20 protein-coding genes and 2 pseudogenes are annotated in these 16,127 nt (G+C 69.3%); 12 read left to right on the top strand and 10 right to left on the bottom strand.

Annotated elements, in window-relative coordinates; genetic code table 11:
- Nucleotides 1–9: 9 nt before the first annotated feature.
- Together OG594_RS35845 and OG594_RS35840 are read right to left on the bottom strand one after the other, a co-directional pair.
- Entirely contained in the window at nt 10–192 is a 183-nt protein-coding gene (locus OG594_RS35845) for a winged helix-turn-helix domain-containing protein (protein WP_266606535.1), read from the bottom strand.
- A gap of 303 nt (nt 193–495) precedes the next feature.
- Nucleotides 496–912 (bottom strand): hypothetical protein, encoded by a 417-nt coding sequence (locus OG594_RS35840; RefSeq protein WP_266606703.1) that lies wholly within the window; start codon nt 910–912, stop codon nt 496–498.
- A 152-nt stretch (nt 913–1,064) separates the two neighbouring features.
- Here OG594_RS35840 and OG594_RS35835 point away from each other — a divergent pair.
- A pseudogene (locus tag OG594_RS35835) lies at nt 1,065–1,439 on the top strand (ATP-binding cassette domain-containing protein); the annotation flags it as partial.
- A gap of 75 nt (nt 1,440–1,514) precedes the next feature.
- On the opposite strand, the gene OG594_RS35830 reads toward OG594_RS35835, so the two are convergent.
- Nucleotides 1,515–2,147 (bottom strand): hypothetical protein, encoded by a 633-nt coding sequence (locus OG594_RS35830; protein WP_266606534.1) that lies wholly within the window; start codon nt 2,145–2,147, stop codon nt 1,515–1,517.
- 377 nt (nt 2,148–2,524) lie between these two features.
- On the opposite strand from OG594_RS35830, the gene OG594_RS35825 reads away from it, so the two are divergent.
- Nucleotides 2,525–2,959, top strand: coding sequence for a hypothetical protein (locus OG594_RS35825; protein WP_266606533.1), 435 nt, complete (start codon nt 2,525–2,527; stop codon nt 2,957–2,959).
- A gap of 249 nt (nt 2,960–3,208) precedes the next feature.
- On the opposite strand, the gene OG594_RS35820 is transcribed toward OG594_RS35825, so the two are convergent.
- Nucleotides 3,209–3,592 carry a hypothetical protein gene (locus OG594_RS35820; RefSeq protein ID WP_266606532.1) on the bottom strand — a complete coding sequence of 128 codons (384 nt, stop codon included), beginning with the start codon at nt 3,590–3,592 and terminating at the stop codon, nt 3,209–3,211.
- Nucleotides 3,593–3,704: 112 nt separating this feature from the next.
- On the opposite strand from OG594_RS35820, the gene OG594_RS35815 reads away from it, so the two are divergent.
- On the top strand, nt 3,705–3,905 hold the full coding sequence (locus OG594_RS35815) for a hypothetical protein (protein WP_266606710.1): 201 nt from the start codon (nt 3,705–3,707) through the stop codon (nt 3,903–3,905).
- A 118-nt stretch (nt 3,906–4,023) separates the two neighbouring features.
- Here OG594_RS35815 and OG594_RS35810 read toward each other — a convergent pair whose 3' ends face one another.
- The 4 genes from OG594_RS35810 to OG594_RS35795 are packed head-to-tail and all read right to left on the bottom strand — an operon-like array spanning nt 4,024 to nt 7,309.
- Nucleotides 4,024–4,236 carry a hypothetical protein gene (locus tag OG594_RS35810; protein WP_266606531.1) on the bottom strand — a complete coding sequence of 71 codons (213 nt, stop codon included), beginning with the start codon at nt 4,234–4,236 and terminating at the stop codon, nt 4,024–4,026.
- A gap of 49 nt (nt 4,237–4,285) precedes the next feature.
- Entirely contained in the window at nt 4,286–5,584 is a 1,299-nt protein-coding gene (locus tag OG594_RS35805) for an ArsB/NhaD family transporter (protein ID WP_266606530.1), read from the bottom strand.
- Entirely contained in the window at nt 5,581–6,048 is a 468-nt protein-coding gene (locus tag OG594_RS35800) for a CBS domain-containing protein (RefSeq protein ID WP_266606529.1), read from the bottom strand. The genes OG594_RS35805 and OG594_RS35800 overlap by 4 nt, the downstream gene beginning before the upstream one ends.
- Nucleotides 6,035–7,309 (bottom strand): sodium:proton antiporter, encoded by a 1,275-nt coding sequence (locus tag OG594_RS35795; RefSeq protein WP_266444435.1) that lies wholly within the window; start codon nt 7,307–7,309, stop codon nt 6,035–6,037. Before OG594_RS35795 ends, OG594_RS35800 begins: the two co-directional genes overlap by 14 nt.
- Before the next feature lie 205 nt (nt 7,310–7,514).
- Here OG594_RS35795 and OG594_RS35790 point away from each other — a divergent pair, with 205 nt between their 5' ends.
- From OG594_RS35790 to OG594_RS35770, 5 genes and pseudogenes are all read left to right on the top strand, one after another.
- Nucleotides 7,515–7,811, top strand: a complete 297-nt coding sequence (locus tag OG594_RS35790) for a hypothetical protein (protein ID WP_266444433.1) — start codon at nt 7,515–7,517, stop codon at nt 7,809–7,811.
- Between the two features lie 201 nt (nt 7,812–8,012).
- Nucleotides 8,013–8,425 (top strand): annotated as a pseudogene (locus OG594_RS35785) (flotillin family protein); the annotation flags it as partial.
- A 95-nt stretch (nt 8,426–8,520) separates the two neighbouring features.
- On the top strand, nt 8,521–10,437 hold the full coding sequence (locus OG594_RS35780; RefSeq protein WP_266606702.1) for a TrkA family potassium uptake protein: 1,917 nt from the start codon (nt 8,521–8,523) through the stop codon (nt 10,435–10,437).
- Between the two features lie 174 nt (nt 10,438–10,611).
- Entirely contained in the window at nt 10,612–10,734 is a 123-nt protein-coding gene (locus OG594_RS35775) for a hypothetical protein (protein WP_266606528.1), read from the top strand.
- Between the two features lie 577 nt (nt 10,735–11,311).
- Complete coding sequence (locus OG594_RS35770) at nt 11,312–11,641, top strand: TfoX/Sxy family protein (RefSeq protein WP_266606527.1); 330 nt, start codon at nt 11,312–11,314, stop codon at nt 11,639–11,641.
- A gap of 9 nt (nt 11,642–11,650) precedes the next feature.
- Here OG594_RS35770 and OG594_RS35765 read toward each other — a convergent pair whose 3' ends face one another.
- Complete coding sequence (locus OG594_RS35765; RefSeq protein ID WP_266606526.1) at nt 11,651–12,094, bottom strand: SRPBCC family protein; 444 nt, start codon at nt 12,092–12,094, stop codon at nt 11,651–11,653.
- A 14-nt stretch (nt 12,095–12,108) separates the two neighbouring features.
- Nucleotides 12,109–12,765 (bottom strand): ABATE domain-containing protein, encoded by a 657-nt coding sequence (locus OG594_RS35760; RefSeq protein ID WP_266606525.1) that lies wholly within the window; start codon nt 12,763–12,765, stop codon nt 12,109–12,111.
- Between the two features lie 149 nt (nt 12,766–12,914).
- On the opposite strand from OG594_RS35760, the gene OG594_RS35755 reads away from it, so the two are divergent.
- From OG594_RS35755 to OG594_RS35740, 4 genes are all read left to right on the top strand, one after another.
- Nucleotides 12,915–13,472 carry a carboxymuconolactone decarboxylase family protein gene (locus OG594_RS35755; RefSeq protein ID WP_266353972.1) on the top strand — a complete coding sequence of 186 codons (558 nt, stop codon included), beginning with the start codon at nt 12,915–12,917 and terminating at the stop codon, nt 13,470–13,472.
- 94 nt (nt 13,473–13,566) lie between these two features.
- The gene (locus OG594_RS35750; protein WP_266606524.1) at nt 13,567–14,499 is read left to right on the top strand and encodes a pyridoxamine 5'-phosphate oxidase family protein; all 933 of its coding nucleotides are present in this window, start codon (nt 13,567–13,569) and stop codon (nt 14,497–14,499) included.
- A gap of 5 nt (nt 14,500–14,504) precedes the next feature.
- Nucleotides 14,505–14,915 (top strand): nuclear transport factor 2 family protein, encoded by a 411-nt coding sequence (locus OG594_RS35745; RefSeq protein WP_266606523.1) that lies wholly within the window; start codon nt 14,505–14,507, stop codon nt 14,913–14,915.
- Nucleotides 14,916–15,041: 126 nt separating this feature from the next.
- On the top strand, nt 15,042–16,106 hold the full coding sequence (locus OG594_RS35740) for an NAD(P)-dependent oxidoreductase (RefSeq protein ID WP_266606522.1): 1,065 nt from the start codon (nt 15,042–15,044) through the stop codon (nt 16,104–16,106).
- The last annotated feature ends 21 nt before the right edge of the window (nt 16,107–16,127 follow it).

The raw sequence follows: 16,127 nt of genomic DNA, 5'->3' as shown, positions 1-16,127 counted from the left end.
GGGCTGGAACTACAGCCCCCATCGCTTGAGATACTTGCCCACTCCCTGCTCGGTCAGCCGCACCCGGTAGAGCAGGGCGATCAGGTCGCTGACGATCGCCCGGGTGCACAACCGCTCACCCAGGCCCAGGTCTTCGGGCCGGTGGTCGGTCAGGGGCTGCCGGACGCAATGCTGCTGGTCCGGATCGAGCACCTGGTGCTCGCCCGCCCGGCGGCCGCGGGTCCTTGGACACCAGTGCCTCGCAGCCGCTGGCCTGCCAGCTGTCAACCGACTCCACGGTCACACCCAGAAGTTCGGCTACCTCACGGCGCTCCCGGTCGTCGCGACCCGTGAAGGTGGGCGAAGGCGCGGGGAGGCCGCTCAGGGCGGGGGTGATCTGTGGTGGCAGCTGGACGGTGATGTCCCGGCCCTGGATGACCGCGTGGAAGAACACCCCGCCGGTGATCTCGTTCGACACCGCCGCATCTGGCGTCCGGCGCGCGTCGCCTGTCATCGCTATCCCTCCGGGGGCAAAGATGGTGATGCTGGAGGGCTGCCGAATGAGACGCCGGAGAAGTCCCGGCCCTGCAGCACTGGACCGTAGAATTTGGGGTTGCCGCTGATCTCGATGTGAACGTCACCGTCCCCGGTCTTACTCACCTCGATCTGCTGGTACCACCGTTCCAGCCCAGTCCGAAAATCGGGATCCACCGCCGCCCGCTGCGCGAGTGTGGTGCTGAGAGCCTGAGCACGGTCGACGTCCGCCGGCGCCTGCTCAAGAGCGTCCAGCTCTGCTTCCCCCGAGACGATCGCCGAATCCGCCGCAGCCGGGCGTCCTACCAGTGTCCTCAACCACGCCCATGCTTGCCTGGCCGCTTCACCACCCACACCGCCAGCCAACGCGGTCAGCAGCTCCGTCGAGATCGGGTCCATCACACACCACGCCTCGCAACGCTTGCGCTATCCCTTACCTTCAACGCTAGGCGAGGCCACTGGCCTGTGCAGATCCGACGGTGGCCCCTACCGAGGTCACTGTCCGTATACACGCGGTGAGACATTCGGCAGGGTCGAGTATTGCTCACCGCCAGCAACTCCTGGATCTGGTCGGGCTCTACGACAAGCGCGGCGCGCACCCGACCCGGCTCTCCGGAGGCCAGCAGCAGCGGGTCGCCATCGCCCGCGCACTGGCCATGCGGCCGGACGTCCTGCTCCTCGACGAGGTCACCTCGGCGCTGGACCCGGAACTGGTCGCGGGCGTCCTCGACGTCCTGCGCGACATCGCGCGGACCACCGACATCACCATGCTGTGCGTGACCCACGAAATGGGATTCGCCCAGGACGTCTCCGACCGGGTCCTCATGTTCGACCACGGCCGCGTCCTGGAAGCCGGCCCACCGGAGCAGCTCTTCGAAGCACCGGCACACGCGCGGACTCGGGCATTCCTGAGTGCGGTGCGGTGAACCGGGCTGCCCGGCGGCGCGCTTCGTGGAGACCTGGACGGGCCTGATGGCACCGACACCCCCGTGGGGCCCGGCTCACTTCGTGGCGCGGTAGCGGAAGGCGTCCATGGTCAGAGTCTTCTCGGCGGCGGGCATGGAGATCGTGAACTTCTCTCCGAACGAGTCGTATGTGGTGGTGCTCGTTCTGCCGTCACGCTTCGATTCCAGCAGGAGCAGCCGCTGCTCTGCATCGTCGATGAAGTAGACGTCTTCGGTCTTTCCATCGCCGACTCGTACCGCTCCTGCCTGCCTGCCTCCTACGGTCCGGTCCTTCCCCTTGGCCCGGCGTCCGGTTTCGGCGATCTTGAAATACATCGCGCAGCCGCCTTCCGCTTTCGTGGTCACGTAGGCCGATCTCAGCTCCGCGGGAACGGTGATCTGCTGGCCCCGCTGACGCAGGGCTGCGGCGAAGAGGTCGGCGCTGGTGTAAGCGGTTCCGTCTTTGCAGTAGATGTCGCCCAAGGTGGCGCCGGTGACCTCCACGTGGAGACCTTGGACAGGGTCGGACCACATTTCCTGCTTCCCGCCGGCGAAGGCGGTAGTGGTCCCCGACGAATGGAACGACTCGGTCTGCATCCTCGTGTTCGCGGCCTTGGCGGCCGCCACGGCGTCGGCGTCGGGCTTTGCCCCGCTTCCGTCCCCGCAGCCCGCCAGGGTTGTGGTGAGCACAGCTGACAGGAAGACGGACCAGACGGTGGAATTCTTCACGTGCATCGGTGGGACAGTCCCTTTCGGACCAGTCGGGACCAGAGTCGCAAGGGGGCGTCCAGCGTTCCGGAGTCGCCAGTGGCCTCCATCGCCGTGGGTCCACAGCCTTGCACGATGCGCCTGCGGCGTCATTGCCGTTCCCCGGCAGAGAAGATCGCCACGAAGTGCCGGAGCCTGAAGGGGCCTACAACAGGGCTGCACGGCTGAACGCGAAAGCGCCTACCGTGCGGTTGGCGGGACCCAGCGATGGGCCGCGACGCGCCGAGGCCGCTTGCAGGGGAAAGGGCGAAGAATGCCGTTGCTCAGCTACGGCTCGATCGATGGGGAGGGAAGGAACCATGACGACGTGGGGACTCGTTCTGGAGACCACGGTGGGCTTGGGAGAGCGCAAGCACACCGAAGCCTACGTAATGGCGCACGTGGAGGGTCCGCGTGAGACGGCTCTGGCAGAGTTGGAGAAGCGGGCGCGTGCTTACAGTCCGGAGCACCCCAGGAGCCCTAAACGCCGCCGTCTGTTCCGTAGCGATAACGGATTCCTGCTGGTGATCGACGGCACATGGCAGTCTCACGCCACGCGCTTCTCCGTCGCCGAGCTCATGGACGACAACGACCGCCCAGCACCGGCGGAAGCCGTCGGCGACGGGTCGGCGGCGCCGAAACCGGAGCCGGAGCCGCAACCCGTGACGCCGGCTCTGCCAACCGTGACTGTGGAGCGCGACGAGGACGGCGTACCGGTGAAACCTGCGTGGCTGGGACGTACAGACCTGGCGTGACTCTCCGGATGCCGTGCGTTGGGGTTTGGCCGGTGTCATAGGCTCCGCCCCAGTGAAGAGCCGCCGAGCACAGGCTGGGGCTGTCATGCCGATGTGGAACGGGAGCGGGTTTGGGGGCTGCCGGGTGAAGCTGACCCGACTGGCCTTGCCCCCTCCTGCCGGGACCCGATCAGGGAGTAGCCGGCCGGGCCGGTCCCTAAGTCAGCTTTTCCGGTGAGCAGCGGGTCGACAAGCACGGAACCCAATGGATCAGATGAGCCACAACCACAGACCGATCGCAGCCAACAGCACGACGAGGAACTGGACCGTCATGGCAATGGACCACTGGCTCTCCCTGGCAAGGCCACCTTGTTCCTCGTTGGCAGCACTGCGGGCGAGCTCTTGGCGACGACCCAGCAAACCCAGCGGGAAGGCCAAGACGACCAGCGAGTACATGGACAGGGCCTGTTCGGGCAGCATGCCCTCGGCGCAGTAACGCGTGGTCGCGAATGCTGCCATGCCCACCGGCACGAGGATCATCCTCGCTTTGAGGCGTTTCGTCGGCATCCATGAGACGAGAGTCATCAGGAAGACCGCAGTGGTCACTGTGGCGATGAGCCACCAGGCAGGGACGGGTATCGCGGCCGCGTTCACGTTTCATCTCTCCTTTGGCACGCGGGGTCCAGCGGCCGAGTTCGCCGGGCACCGCCCGAATGCCGCCGCCGTCTTGCACTTCGGCGTCTGAGCGGTGCTAGTCCCCCGTACCTTGATCCTCTCGCCCGATGGAAGTCAGCGCATTGCCGTTGACCGGCAGTCTTTGCGCCCTTTTGATGCCAGTGGCGGCGCCCGTCACTGCCCGCCTCACGCTGATCTCCAGCAGTCCGGCAAGACGGTGGAGATCATCGGCCTCAACGACCCGAGTGCCGACCTGCGCGGCAAGCTCACGGGCGAACTCACGCGCCACTGAGGCACACGTGGGCTAGAGCACAGGATCCCGGCCGTCGGCCGGGGCCCCGTAATCTCATGGCCGCAGCAAGATCAGCCAGGGCGTGGCAGCCACCGGGTCCGAGGCGTGGGCCCGTACCTCAGGGAGTGCCGCTCCTCCGGGTCGCACGGTGAATGCGGCGGCGCAGCCAGTGGGCCGTTTCGCCGAGGCTGATCAGGAGGGCGGCGCTCGCGGCACACCCCAACAGGGCGGCGGGCGAATCGCGGACGTGCCCTCCGGCCCAGAAGAGGAGGGTGAGTGATCCCCACCACAGGACTATGGAGACGGCATCCGCGCGCCGGTTGTAATTCATGTACAGGCTCCGTTCTTCCCTGGCCAGTGCGGTCGGGGATGGCCATTCGTCACGCCAGGGCGAAGTAGCGAAGCCACAGGTAAAGGGCAGAGATGGCGATGGTGACGGCGGTGACGACAAGGCCGTATTTGGTAAACTGCCAGAAGGTAATGGGGTGGCGGTTGCGTTCGGCGATGCCGAGGACGACGACGTTGGCGGAGGCTCCGATGGCGGTGGCGTTGCCGCCCAGGTCGGCGCCCAGCGCGAGGGCCCACCACATGACCTGGTCGGGGTCGCCGCCCATGTCGGTGACGAGTTCGCTGGTGATGGGGGCCATGGTGGCGACGTAGGGAATGTTGTCGACGATCCCCGACAGCACGGCCGAGCCGCCCAGCAGGAGCATCGTGCCGCCCAGTTGGGCTCCGCCGATGACGTCCGCGAGGGAGCTCGCGAGCTCTGCGATGACGCCGGTCTCGATGAGCGCGCCGACCATGACGAACAGGCCGGCGAAGAAGGCGAGGGTGGGCCATTCGACCTCGCCGAGCACCTCCCCGGTCTCGACCTTGGAGATGGCGATCAGCAGACCGGCGCCCAAGAGGGCGACGACGCTGGGCGCGTAGTGCAGCACGGGGTGCAGGACGAAACCGGCCACGACCAGGGTCAGAACGCTCAGACCCTGAATGAGCAGCCGGGGCTCTTTGATCGCCTCGCGTTCGCGCAGCTCCATGATCTCCGCGGCGCGCTTCTCGTCGTAGACGAAGTGCTTGGCGAACATCAGTCGACACAGCAGCACGAGGACGATGGTCAGGACCGCGGCCAGCGGAGCGAGGTGGACCAGGAAGTCGTTGAAGGTCAGGCCGGCCCGGCTGGCGATGATGATGTTGGGCGGGTCGCCGACGAGGGTGGCGGTGCCTCCGATGTTGGAGGCGAACACCTCGGCGAGCAGGAACGGCACCGGCGACAGCTTCAGTCGGTCGCACACCAGCAGGGTCACGGGGGCGACCAGCAGCACGGTGGTGACGTTGTCCAGCAGCGCCGAGGCCACCGCCGTGATGACGATCAGCATGGCCATCACCCGGAACGGTTTCGCCTTGGCCTTCTTCACCGACCAGATCGCCAGGTACTCGAAGAGCCCGGTCCGCTTGAGGACGCCGACGATCATCATCATGCCGAGCAGCAGGAAGATGACGTTCCAGTCGATGCCGGTCTCATCCGAGTAGAAGGCCGACGTGTCGTCGGTGGCCCCGATCGCCAGCATCAGAGCGGCACCGCCGAGGGCTGCGGCGACGCGGTGGATCCACTCGGCGATGATCAGGATGTAGACGCCCGCGAAGACGGCGACTGCAGCCCAACTCTGCCAGCCGCTCACGCCCCGCCTCCCACGTCGAGCAGGTGACGCATCAGAGAGGCGGCCGATACCACCCCCACCAACCGGCGCCCGTCGTCGTCCCGGTCGATGACGGCCACCAGCGGGACATGGGTACGCGCCATGAGCGCAGCGATCTGCAGGACCCCTGCCTCAGGGCCGACGAACGCCGGCTTGAAGGAACGCCCCGGGATCCACTGGGCGACGGTCTTGCCGGCCAGGTCCTCGGTGAGGCTGTCGGCGTGCCGGTCGTCGATGACGGCCGCGAGCAGCGGGTCCTCCATGACGTACTCGGGCAGCAGCTGTCGCACCAGCTGGGACCCGGGCACCACTGCGTGCGGCGCCCCGTCGGATTCCAGGACCAGGAGTGCGGCAAGATTGTGCTCTGCGACCAAGCGGACCGCGTCCACGGCCCGGTCGTCGGTGGTCACGTGTGGGTAGGGCTCAGCGAGATCACGGGCGATCATGGCGCTTCTCCTGGTCGGGGGCAATGCTCGGGGCGGGAACGGTGTCGGTCGGCTTCGGGGCGTGGTCGTGGTCGTCGTTCGGGATGCCTGCGAGGTCTTCCACGTCGAAGAGGCGGGCGATCGGTACGTCGGTGCTGGAGTGGGCGATGATCGAGAAGGCGATACAGACCGCGATCAGCGTGTACGCCTTCTCACCCTCGGGGATGCCGGCCTGGAGAACGAGCAGGCCGTAGACGACGGACGCGAAGCCCTTGGGGCCGAACCAGGCGGCGACCAGCTTCTCCCGCCGCTCGATCCGCGCACCCAGCAAGGACACCAGCAGGGAGGCGGGACGGATCAGCACGATCGCCAAGACCACGGCCACGTACCCGCCCACCGACAGGTCCCCGAACAGGGCGGGGGTCAGCAGGGCGCCGAAGACGAGGAGGGCAGCGAACTTGGCCAGCTCCGCGAGCATCTCTCCGAGCGGCTCGAAGACCGTCTTCGCCTCGGGCGAGACGGAGGCCAGGACGGCGCCGGCGGAGAACGCGGCCAGGTAGGGGTTGGCGTGAGTGAGGTGGCACAGCCCGTACAGAATGATCCCGGTGGCCAGCGGCAGCAACGGCTGGAGCTTCGGCTCGGCGCCCAACAGCCTCAGCCGTACCAGCGCCGCCACCGCCAAGGGCAAGGCGACGCCGAAGACCAGGCCGAGACCGAGCTCCAAGGCGATCTCGCCGACGGAGGCGTCCGCCTGGCCGGAAGTGGGGCCGGCCGCGGCGATGAGGAGCAGGACGACGGGCAGCGCGAGGCCGTCGTTGATTCCGCTCTCCACGTTCAGCAGCTGCCGCAGCCTGGCCGGGACTTCCTTGCGGCCCACGATCGCCGAGGCGAAGACCGGGTCGGTCGGCGCGAGCACGGCGCCGACGAGGAACGACGTCGTCCAGTCCAGCCCCACCAGGTAGTGGGTGATCAGCGCCATACCGGCCATGGCCAGCGGCATGCCCAGCCCCAGCGCCCGTGCCGGGTTCTTCCAGTTCTGCCGCAGCTTCGGGAACGAGACGTGCATGCCGTCGGTGAACAGCACCGCGAACAGGGCCAGATCGGCGGTGACCGAGACGATCTCGCTGTCGGCCGTAATGTGGATCAGCCCGAGGAAACCGTCGCTGACCAGAGCCCCGCCCAGCAGGAACAGCAGCGAGGTGGAGAGGACCGTGCGGGCGGCAAGCCCGGACAGCAGCACGGCGACCAGCAGCGCCACACCGAATACAGCGACGAGCACCATGACGTCAGACTCCGATCCGCGAAGAGAGAGCTATCCCCTATCGCCGACCAGACTTCCCGGCACACCACGGCGGACTTTACACGTCCCTTACGTTGCATTGACGGCTCCCTAACGGCAGCCCGACAGGCCGTACTTTGCCGAACTCCGGCATGAACGTGTCATGAATGCCTCGTCTTTCGTGGACTTCCGACCCCGAGAGATAGCGATGAACGGCAACCCCGCCTACCACGCGATTGCCCTCGCAGCGGTCGTGCTGCTCGTGCTGCCCGTTTTTGTGGCGATCCTCGTCGGCTGGACGCCACGCGGCCTCCGCGGGCGACGGCCGGCAGCCCGCCCCTACGCCTGGGCCCTCCTCTGCCTCTACACCCTCATGCCGCTCAACGCCGTCCCCCGCGTGCTGGTTTACACGGGTCTGGGCTTCGTTCCCGTCACGGCCGCCCTCATCTGCTTCATCCAAGCCGGGCGCGCCACGCGGCAAACCGATTCGCAGCGGGTGTCCTGAACAGTGGGCAGCCTCAGCACCGCTGCATGGGTACGCCGCAACATGACCGAGCGCCGTCTGGCTGTCACCTGGTAGCGGCAGGGGTTCCCGCCACCCTGGTTGGTGCTGCCTCTACATCCTTCCGGGCCCAGGCTTCCCCCTCCTGGTCATCGGGCTCTCCCTGCTGGTCGCTGGGCATGTGATGCCGGCATCGGCCCACAAGCGCTCCCCCAGCGGACGCTGTACCTGCGCGAGGCCGAGAACAAGGCCGAGACCGACGCGGCGACCGCCCAGGCCAACGCCGCAGGTCCCTCGCCGACGCCGACCGGCGCAGCAGATCCACGCCGAGCAGGAAGCGGTCGCCGAACGCCAGTCGGCACTGACCGACCGCCAGCTCGACACCCCCGTCCGCAAGCCCGCCGACGCCCGCCGCTACCAAGCCGAACAGGAAGCCGAAGCGCTCCGGGTCGCCCGCGTCAAGCAGGCCGAAGCCGAGCGGCTCGCGGCCATCGCCGCCGCCCAGGCCGAGGCCGAGCGGGCCCGGCTGACCGGCGAGGGCGAGAAGCAGCGCCGCACCCGCCATCGCCGAGGCAGTACGCCCGGAGGGCGACGCGGAGTGCGCCGCCATCGCCGCGAGCACTTCCCTTGATCATCCGCGTGACCGAGAGGGCATCCTTAGGGCGTGACATCAACCTACGGGCAGCAGCAACAGACAGACCAGCAAGTCGGGATGGTTGTCTGCGGCGACGACGGGCTCGCTCGCCGACTCGCTGCCGAGCTGCGTGACGTGTACCGGGAGCACGTCACCCTCGTCGTACCCACCACCGGCGAGGCTCGGTCCAGCTCTGCCCGCAGACCGGCCGGCGGAGGGCGATTCGGGCTGCTGGGACGGATTCCGGCCGCGCGAGCAGCCATGGCCGACGCCCAGGCGACAGCAGTACGTGGACGCACACTCGAGGCGGGAGAGCCAACAGAGGAGGTGCTCGCCGCCGCAGGAGTGACCCGAGCTGCAGCCCTGGCGCTCGTGTACGAAGACGACGCCACCAACCTGCGCGCCGCTCTGATCGCTCGACGGCTCAACCCACGACTGAGACTGGTCATCCGGCTCTACAACCGTAAACTCGGCCAACACCTGGAGGAACTCCTGGACCAAGCCGCGATCGTCGCGGAACCAGGCATCGACCTGCGGGAACTCGACTCCTCGACGACCGTGCTGTCGGACGCCGACACCGCCGCGCCCGCCCTCGCCGCGACGGCAGTCGCAGGCACCAGCAAGATCGTGCAGGCGGACGGCCTGCTGCTGCGAGCGGTGGAGCGCACACCCCCGCAGCGTGGACAGACTGCCGACCCCGGCCTGTGCACGTTGGCCTTGCTCTCGGCGACGACCAGCGATCCCGCCGGCAACGAGGGGTCCGAGCTCAGCGGAGACCAAGGCCCGCAACTGCTGCCCGACGACCGTGAGGTGACCGCCGCGACAGGGCGTGGCATCGTGGCCCTGGAAGCGGTGACCCACACGGGAGCCGCGCAGGCCGCACCCCGCCTGGGCCCCGCTGCGCTCCCGTTCGGCTCGCTCTTCTCACGGCAGCTGCGCTGGTCGCTGGTCGGCATCGTGGCGGCCGTCGCTGCCATAGCCGCGGCCTCCTGGCAGACGACGGGGGAACACCCCCTGCATGCGGCGTACATCACTCTCCTGGACATCTTCGCGATCAACGATCCGGCGGTGGACGAGCCGCCGCAGCGCCAGGTTCTGCAGATCCTCTCCGGCTTCGTCGGCCTGCTCCTACTGCCGGTCCTGGTGGCGGCCGCATTGGAAGCCCTGGGAGCCTTCCGCACGGCGACGGCCCTTCGGCGGCCCCCGCGCCGCCTGTCCGGGCATGTGGTGCTGCTCGGCCTCGGCAAGATCGGGACACGCGTACTGGTACGGCTCCACGAGCTGCAAATCCCTGTGGTGTGCGTCGAGAACGACCCCGAGGCCCGCGGACTGGCCCTCGCCCGCCGCCTGCGCATCCCCGTCGTCCTCGGCGACGTCACCGAAGAGGGCGTGCTGGAGACCGCCGGCATCCACCGGTCCCACGCCCTGCTCGCTCTGACCAGTTCCGACACCACCAACCTCGAAGCGGCGCTCTATGCTCGCTCAATCAACGCCGAGGTTCGTGTGGCCCTGCGCCTGTACGACGACGGCTTCGCCACAGCCGTCTACCGCACTCTGCGAGCCGCGCACCCCACCGCCCTGACCCGCAGCCGCAGCGTCACTCACCTCGCCGCCCCCGCCTTCGCCGGAGCGATGATGGGACGACAGGTACTGGGCGCCATCCCCGTCGAGCGCCGCGTCCTGCTGTTCGCCGCCGTCGATGTGGCAGGCCATCCACAACTCGAAGGCCGCACCATCACCGAATCCTTCCGTCCTGGAGCCTGGCGGGTGATCGCCATCGACACCACCGCACTCGAGGAACGCCGGCCCGACCTGGCCTCCTCCGCACGTGAAGACGACGGCCGACACCCCGGGCTGATCTGGGAGCTCCACCCAGGCTACGTACTCAGGCCGCAGGACCGTGTCGTCCTGGCCGCCACCCGCCGCGGTCTCGCCGAACTCCTCGGCCACGTGGCCCCCCACACCACAGACCACCCAGGTGGTGGCTACCGCTGAGGACTCCAGGAGCACGGTCGACTGCGACTGCCGCCTGGAAGGCTGGTCTCCTGCGGCGAGCGGCAGTGGTGCGTCGACGGCACTGCGGACCCCGCCGTGGACCTCATCAGGCGTACTCCAGGCAACCGAGGACCAGCACACACCGACGGAAGGTGACGGGACCGCGCGGAGCGGGTGCGTACCCAAGGCCTCGACATGGCCCGCACCTGGGCACAGGCCCGCAACATGGAGGAACAGACCCGGCAAGACCTGTTCTCCACGGTGGGAATCAGCGTCCACTCCGCCCGGGGGAAATGAAGTCCTGACGGAGCTCTCCTTCGACAAGGCCGATTTCGGGCTGGTCGGTTCCCGCCTGTGGAAGAACGCCTCGGCCTCCTCCCATTTCGTGGGCGGAGCCACCGGAGCGGTCTCCCGGACACAGGCATGGGTGCTGCTCCCCACAGGTTGCGCCAAGGAAGTCCGGCCGACCTCACAGCCCGCCGATGTGCCAATGCTCAAGACATACCTCACCCGGGCCGCAGCAACTCGGCGGCTCTGTCGCGGGCCGCGGTGAGCATCGCCCAGCACGTCGCCGAGGGCCTCGGCTGCACGGACACAAACGCGCTGAAGATGCCCTCTCGCCTGCAGGTCCGGTCGATGACACCGAACCGGCTGACGCCTGCGGCGTAAAGGGCTTCCGGCTGCCGGAAGCCGCCCTCTTCGAGGGGAGGACGCAACCGGGCACGGCGCACGTCACCGGCCAGGCCGGGCGTGCTGACGTTTCCCAGTGACGCCGGCTCCCTTTCCTCATGGTCGCGTGCGTGCCGCCCGCACTGGCACATCGGCGGCGGTGCCCCGGCGCGCGGGCACCCGTACCGCACAGGACAGTGGGTGCATGACGTACGACGAAGGGCTGGCCCAGCGGATCCGGGAGCGGCTCGGTGAGCGGCCCGCCGTCACCGAGAAACGGATGTTCGGCGGTCTCGCGTTCCTGCTGCACGGCAACATGACCGTGGGCGTGTCCGGCGACGAGGTCATTGCCCGTGTGGGTCCGGACGGGACCGAACAGGCTCTCGCCCGCCCGGAGGCCCGGCCCATGGACTTCACCGGTCGCCCGATGCGCGGCTGGGTGACGGTGAGCGGCCCGGCCCTGGCGGAGGATGCCGTGCTGGACCACTGGGTCACGACGGCAGTGGCGTTCGCGGACACGCTGCCGCCCAAGTGAGATCCGTGGTCACCGCTCCAGCAGCGCCTTGAGTGCCGCCAGGTCCTTGTGCTGGGCGCGGCGCATGGCCGCCGCCATCACGATGGCGCCGAGGGAGGCGAATCCGCTGGGCTCGCCGCGGTTACGGAGGGTCATGCGGGTGCGGTCCAAGCCTTCCCCGTACGGCTCCCAGGTGTAGGTGGTCTCCATGGGGAAAGGGCCTTCGTCCATGCGCATCACCAGTCGGCGCCCGGGCTCGTGCGCGGTGATCTCGTACGTGTAGGCCAGCCGCCTGCCGAGGAAGCGGGCTACGAAGGCCACCTTGGAGCCGATCGCCACCGGTGGCGGGGTCCGCCAGTCGGCGGAGGTGATGTTCGCGTACCACTCGGGTGCGTGCGTGGGGTCGGCCGCGTAGGCGGCGACCTTGTCGCAGGGGGCGGCGATCACGGCCTCGGTCAGCACGTCGACCTTCATCGGAGAGCCTCCGCTCAGGACTCGGGATCGGTCTTGGTGACCCGGTGGCGCTGGTAGTGCCGTGCGACGCGGGCACGGTTGCCGCAGCCGGCCGAGCACCATTCGCGGCGGGGGTGCTGCTTCACGAAGTAGAGCACGCAGCCCGGCGCCAGGCAGGCACGCAGCTGCGGCCGCATGTCGCCGGTGAACAGGTCGACGGCTTGTCCGGCCAGCATGGCGACCACCGCCTGCCCCGCGAGGTCGCTGGTGCGCACGATGCGGATCGGGTCGCCGTCCGAAGGCCAGTGGAGCGTCGCCCACACCGGCGTCGCACTGCACGCCTCGTTCAGTGCCGCGAGTGCGGCGTCCCGGGTGCCGATGGCCGACTGCGCGTCCGGCCTCGGGTCCTCGGTCGCCTCGGCGGCGAGCCTGCGCAATGCGTCCCTCAAGCCGCGCAGCCCGGCAGCGGCCTTTTCCGCTCCGGCGGGCCGTTCGGCGTCGAGCCAGGCACCGACCGCGGGAGCCGAGGGCGTCAGTCGGGGGCCGACGGCCCGCAGCCATGCGACAGCTCCGTCGGGGCCGGCGATCGCGTCGTGTACGCCGTCCCGATCGGCCCAGATCGTGTTCATCAGCTCGATCGGGAGCGGTTCGCCGAGCAGCGGTGCGCTCGTACCGGGGTCTGTGCTGTCCACGCGCCCCAGCCTACCAGGCGACTAATGGTTGAAGAGGCTTCAGACCATTTGACTTCCTCGAAGGCAGCCACTTACGGTTCTAACGACAGGAGCGCATCACAACCATTAGAACGATGGTGTCGGTGTCGCCGTCTCCCCTCAGAAAGGCCATGAACATGTCGAGGCTCACCCCGATCGACCCCGCCACCGCGACCGGCCCGGCGGCCCCGCTGCTCGCCCAGGTGCAGAAGTCCCTCGGCCTCACCCCGAACATGACCAAGGTGATGGCCAACAGCCCGGCCCTGCTCAAGGGCTACCTGGCACTGTCCGGCGCCCTGGCCGGCGGCGCCCTGGCCGCAGGCGTGCGGGAGCAGCTCGCGATCACAACCGCCGAGTACAACGGGTGCGAGTACTGCCTGTCCGCCCACACCTACATCGGTGAGCACATCGCCAAGGTCGACCCCGGTGAGCTCGAGCGGGCCCGCCACGCCGAGGCATCCGATGCGCACACCGCCGCCCTGCTGACCCTGTCGGATGCCGTCGTCCGCGGCAGGGGCGCGGTGGACGACGGCGCCGTGCAGGCGGCGCGGGACGCGGGCGTCACCGACGCCGAGATCGGTGAGGTCGTGGGCCACATCGCGCTGAACGTGCTGACGAACTACTTCAACGTGCTCGCCGAGGTGGAGAACGACTGGCCCGTCGTCACGCCGCACGCGCACGTCGCCTGACGCGGAGCCCGGCCCGCCCTCCCGGCAGGGCGGGCCGGGACACCCGCCAGGCCGTGCCACCGGCCATCCGTCCCGCCACGATCAGGAGACGGTCATGAACCGATCGAACGAAATGCCTGCCGAGGTCTTCCACCCCGGCGAGCTCGCCGTACAGCAGCAGGCCGGCGTGCGCGCAGAGGCCGCCCGGCTCTCCGGCATGCTCCGCCCGCCCGACCTGCGTGGCGGGGCGGCCGGCTTCCTCGCCGAACGCACACTCGCCGCGATTACAGCGCGCGACGACTTCGGCCGGCTGTGGATCTCACCGCTGACCGGACCGCCCGGCGTCCTCGACGTCATCGCGGCATCCACTCTGCGCGTACGCACCGCACCCGCCGCCGCCGACCCGCTCCACTCGCTCCCTCCCGGTCAGCCGGTCGGCCTGCTGGCCATCGACTTCGCCACCCGCCGTCGCTTCCGGGTCAACGGGACGCTCACCACCGCGGACGAGGACGGCCTCACGCTCCAAGTCGATCAGGCGTACGGCAACTGTCCCCAGTACATCCAGCGGCGTCACCTCCAACCCGGACCCGCTGTCGCCGGGGACGGGGACGGCGCCCCGGTGCGGTACGCCACCTCCTTGGCGTCCGATCAGGCCCGGCTCATCCGTGCGGCCGACACCTTCTTCCTGGGCACCACCCATCCGGAGCGCGGCAACGACGCCTCGCACCGTGGTGGGCCGCCCGGTTTCGTCCGCGTCGAGGACGACAGCCTCTGGTGGCCCGACTATCCGGGCAACAACATGTTCAACAGCCTCGGCAATCTGGCCGTCGACAGCGCCGCGGCACTGGTGTTCGCCGATTTCGCCACGGGGCACGCCGTGCACCTGTCCGGCACCGCGGTCCTGGAGTGGTCTCCTGATGGCTCCGACGACGATGAGGGCGGCACTGGCCGCCGGGTCCGTTTCCACATCAGCAGCGTGGTCGACGGCTCCGGCGCACCCCGACACGCGCCGCATCCGGTCCGCCGCCCACCGCACAGGAAGGACTGACGGCCATGAACGAGCCGACACCGGAATCGAACGGCCGCACCCGCCTCGCCTACCTCCTCGGGGTGCCGCTCGCCCCGGAGGTCGAGCGGCAATGGCCCCAGATGGGCGAGGTCGTCCGCGGCAGCAAGCTCATCGGTGAGGTCGAGGGGAACTTCCCCGAGCTCACGCTCGAAGTGGGACGACGGCTGCGCCTCGACGACGACGTCATCGTCGTGGAATGGACCTGCGACTACGGCGACGGCCGCCTCTACCGCAACGTCACCATCGCCGAGCTCCGCGACGGCCGGGCCGTACGGGTCACCGACTACTGGGGCGAACCCACCTCCACTCCCCCGTGGCGCCGACCGCTCACCGCCCGCCTCGACATGCCGGGCGACGGCATCTGGAAGGACCACGACCACCTCGGCCACCACTGACGTCCCGCTCGAGGCCACCCGGCCGTCACGCCTCCGTCGCAGTTCCCGCCGCTCCCGTATGACAGAAGTCTTACGTGCGCGCGTGGGATCCCCCTCGGGGGCTACGCACTGCGTAGCGTCCGGAGCATGCGCGTACTCGTCACCGGAGGGGCCGGGTTCATCGGCTCCCACATCGTCACCGCCCTCAAGGACCGCGGGCACGACCCCGTCGTCCTCGACGCCCTGCTGCCCGCCGCCCACCCCGGCACGCCGCCGCTTCCCGACGCCCAGTTCATCCGGGCCGACGTACGGGACGCCGACGCGGTCAGAGCCGCGCTCCGCGGCGTCGACGCGGTGTGCCACCAGGCGGCCATGGTCGGCCTCGGCAAGGACTTCGCCGACGCCCCCGACTATGTCGGCTGCAACGACCTCGGGACGGCGGTGCTGCTGGCCGAGATGGCGGCCGCCGGGGTGAGGGATCTCGTGCTCGCCGGGTCGATGGTGGTCTACGGGGAGGGCCGGTACACGTGCGAACGGCACGGAACGGTACGCCCCGGGCCGCGCCGGACCGAGGACCTGACGGCGGGCCGGTTCGAACCCCGCTGCCCTGACTGCGGAGCCGAACTCGCGCCGGGCCTCGTCGGCGAGGACGCCCCGACGGATCCGCGGAACGTGTACGCGACGACGAAGCTGGCCCAGGAGCACCTCGCGGCGAACTGGGCCCGGTGCGTGGAGGGCCGGGCGGTGTCGCTGCGCTACCACAACGTGTACGGACCCGGCATGCCGCGCGACACCCCGTACGCCGGGGTGGCCTCCTTCTTCCGCTCCTCGCTCGCCCGGGGCCAGGCGCCGCGGGTCTACGAGGACGGCGCGCAGCGAAGAGACTTCGTCCACGTCACGGACGTGGCCGCGGCCAACGCGGTGGCACTCGAGGCGGTCGATGCCCGGCAGACGGGCGCGCTCGCCGTGTACAACACCGGCAGCGGGGAGCCCCACACGGTCGGCGAGATGGCCACCGAGCTGGCCGCGGCGCACGGCGGACCCGCCCCGGTGGTGACGGGCGAGTTCCGCCTCGGCGACGTACGGCACATCACCGCCGACTCCGCCCGCCTGCGCAAGGAGCTGGGCTGGCGTCCGACGGTCGGCTTCGTCGACGGCATGACCGAGTTCGCCCGGGCCGGCCAGCGCGAGTCGGCCGGTGTGACCGGCTGAGCCCGGGAACCGGCCGAGGTC

Source organism: Streptomyces sp. NBC_01214 (assembly GCF_026340975.1).
Taxonomy (GTDB): domain Bacteria; phylum Actinomycetota; class Actinomycetes; order Streptomycetales; family Streptomycetaceae; genus Streptomyces.
The sequence above is the reverse complement of the archived record's forward strand: the minus strand, read 5'-3'. Positions and strand labels throughout refer to the sequence as shown.

What these genes read in the sequence shown, in the direction of transcription:
- OG594_RS35765 (WP_266606526.1), bottom strand. Translation starts at nt 12,094, where the DNA reads ATGAAGGTCGACGTGCTGACCGAGGCCGTGATCGCCGCCCCCTGCGAC.
- OG594_RS35755 (WP_266353972.1), top strand. Translation starts at nt 12,915, where the DNA reads ATGAACATGTCGAGGCTCACCCCGATCGACCCCGCCACCGCGACCGGC.
- OG594_RS35795 (WP_266444435.1), bottom strand. Translation starts at nt 7,309, where the DNA reads ATGGTGCTCGTCGCTGTATTCGGTGTGGCGCTGCTGGTCGCCGTGCTG.
- OG594_RS35780 (WP_266606702.1), top strand. Translation starts at nt 8,521, where the DNA reads ATGGTTGTCTGCGGCGACGACGGGCTCGCTCGCCGACTCGCTGCCGAG.
- OG594_RS35740 (WP_266606522.1), top strand. Translation starts at nt 15,042, where the DNA reads ATGCGCGTACTCGTCACCGGAGGGGCCGGGTTCATCGGCTCCCACATC.
- OG594_RS35745 (WP_266606523.1), top strand. Translation starts at nt 14,505, where the DNA reads ATGAACGAGCCGACACCGGAATCGAACGGCCGCACCCGCCTCGCCTAC.
- OG594_RS35825 (WP_266606533.1), top strand. Translation starts at nt 2,525, where the DNA reads ATGACGACGTGGGGACTCGTTCTGGAGACCACGGTGGGCTTGGGAGAG.
- OG594_RS35770 (WP_266606527.1), top strand. Translation starts at nt 11,312, where the DNA reads ATGACGTACGACGAAGGGCTGGCCCAGCGGATCCGGGAGCGGCTCGGT.
- OG594_RS35810 (WP_266606531.1), bottom strand. Translation starts at nt 4,236, where the DNA reads ATGAATTACAACCGGCGCGCGGATGCCGTCTCCATAGTCCTGTGGTGG.
- OG594_RS35750 (WP_266606524.1), top strand. Translation starts at nt 13,567, where the DNA reads ATGAACCGATCGAACGAAATGCCTGCCGAGGTCTTCCACCCCGGCGAG.
- OG594_RS35800 (WP_266606529.1), bottom strand. Translation starts at nt 6,048, where the DNA reads ATGATCGCCCGTGATCTCGCTGAGCCCTACCCACACGTGACCACCGAC.
- OG594_RS35790 (WP_266444433.1), top strand. Translation starts at nt 7,515, where the DNA reads ATGAACGGCAACCCCGCCTACCACGCGATTGCCCTCGCAGCGGTCGTG.
- OG594_RS35840 (WP_266606703.1), bottom strand. Translation starts at nt 912, where the DNA reads ATGGACCCGATCTCGACGGAGCTGCTGACCGCGTTGGCTGGCGGTGTG.